Source organism: Nocardia brasiliensis NBRC 14402 (assembly GCF_000308475.2).
GTDB classification, from domain to species: domain Bacteria; phylum Actinomycetota; class Actinomycetes; order Mycobacteriales; family Mycobacteriaceae; genus Nocardia; species Nocardia brasiliensis.
Genome location: NZ_BAFT02000028.1, coordinates 1 through 2,214, shown reverse-complemented (window position 1 = coordinate 2,214; position 2,214 = coordinate 1). Strand labels below are relative to the sequence as shown.

The 2,214-nt window shown below is 61.1% G+C and carries 1 protein-coding gene; it reads right to left on the bottom strand.

From position 1 onward, the window contains the following. Positions 1-2,211, bottom strand: a 2,211-nt coding sequence (locus TY25_RS08170; RefSeq protein WP_036559020.1) for an ATP-dependent Clp protease ATP-binding subunit, incomplete at its 3' end; no start/stop codon positions are given. Positions 2,212-2,214 lie beyond the last annotated feature (3 nt).

Here is a 2,214-nt window from a genome sequence, read left to right as displayed (position 1 = left end):
GGCGACGCGGCCGATCATCAGGTCCACCATCTGCACGATCTGGTCGGTGGTGAGCTGGTGGAAGACGATGACGTCGTCGATGCGGTTGAGGAACTCGGGGCGGAAGTGCTTTTTGAGTTCGTCGTTGACCTTGAGTTTCATCCGCTCGTAGTTCGAGCCCTCGGCGTTGGACTGGGTGAAGCCCAACCCGACCGCCTTGGAGATATCGGAGGTGCCCAGGTTCGAGGTGAAGATCAGCACGGTGTTCTTGAAATCGACCGTGCGTCCCTGACCATCGGTGAGCCGGCCGTCTTCGAGGACCTGCAACAAGGTGTTGTAGATCTCCTGGTGCGCCTTTTCGATCTCGTCGAACAACACCACCGAGAACGGCTTACGCCGCACCTTCTCGGTGAGCTGACCACCCTCCTCGTACCCGACATAGCCGGGAGGAGCACCGAACAACCGCGACGCGGTGAACCGGTCATGGAACTCGCCCATATCGATCTGGATGAGCGCGTCATCATCACCGAACAAGAAGTTCGCCAAAGCCTTGGACAACTCGGTCTTACCCACACCCGAGGGGCCGGCGAAGATGAACGACCCCGACGGGCGCTTGGGGTCCTTCAACCCCGCACGCGTACGCCGGATCGCCTTGGACACCGCCTTGACCGCGTCCTCCTGGCCGATGATCCGCTTGTGCAGCTCATCTTCCATCCGCAGCAGCCGAGTGGTCTCCTCCTCGGTCAGCTTGAACACCGGAATACCGGTCCAGTTCGCCAAAACCTCGGCGATCTGCTCGTCATCGACCTCGGCGACCACATCCAGATCACCGGAACGCCACTGCTTTTCCCGCTCGGCCCGCTTGGCGACGAGCTGCTTTTCCTTATCCCGCAACCGCGCCGCCTTCTCGAAGTCCTGCGCATCGATCGCGGACTCCTTCTCCCGGCGCGCATCAGCGATCTTGTCATCGAACTCACGCAGATCCGGCGGCGCGGTCATCCGGCGGATCCGCATCCGCGCACCCGCCTCATCGATCAAATCGATCGCCTTGTCCGGCAAGAACCGATCATTGATATACCGGTCAGCCAACGTCGCCGCAGCCACCAGCGCACCATCGGTGATCGAGACCCGATGATGAGCCTCATACCGGTCACGCAAACCCTTGAGAATATTGATCGTGTGCTCCACCGTGGGCTCACCGACCTGCACCGGCTGGAACCGCCGCTCCAACGCCGCGTCCTTCTCGATGTACTTACGGTACTCATCCAGCGTGGTCGCGCCGATGGTCTGCAACTCACCACGCGCCAGCTTCGGCTTCAAAATCGACGCCGCGTCGATCGCGCCCTCGGCCGCACCCGCACCCACCAAAGTATGCAACTCATCGATGAACAAGATGATGTCACCACGAGTGTTGATCTCCTTGAGGACCTTCTTCAAACGCTCCTCGAAATCACCACGATAACGACTACCCGCCACCAACGACCCGAGGTCGAGGGTGTAGAGCTGCTTGTCCTTGAGCGTCTCAGGCACCTCACCATTGACGATCGCCTGCGCCAAACCCTCGACCACCGCCGTCTTACCGACACCGGGCTCACCGATCAACACCGGATTGTTCTTGGTGCGCCGGCTCAACACCTGCATCACCCGCTCGATCTCCTTCGAGCGACCGATCACCGGATCCAGCTTGCCCTCCAACGCCGCCTGAGTCAGATTACGGCCGAACTGATCGAGCACCAGCGACGTCGACGGCGTACCCGCCTCACCCCGCGAACCCGACTCCACCGGCTCCTTACCCTGATACCCCGACAACAACTGGATCACCTGCTGACGCACCCGGTTCAAATCAGCGCCCAACTTGACCAGCACCTGCGCCGCCACACCCTCACCCTCACGGATGAGACCCAGCAAAATATGCTCGGTACCGATGTAGTTATGGCCCAGCTGCAACGCCTCACGCAGACTCAGCTCCAAAACCTTCTTCGCCCGCGGCGTGAACGGAATATGACCCGACGGAGCCTGCTGCCCCTGCCCGATGATCTCCTCCACCTGGCTACGCACACCCTCGAGCGAAATCCCGAGCGACTCCAGCGACTTGGCCGCGACACCCTCACCCTCATGAATCAGCCCCAGCAGGATGTGCTCGGTACCGATGTAGTTGTGGTTGAGCATCCGGGCCTCTTCCTGGGCCAGGACAACGACACGCCTCGCACGGTCGGTGAACCTCTCGAACATCGC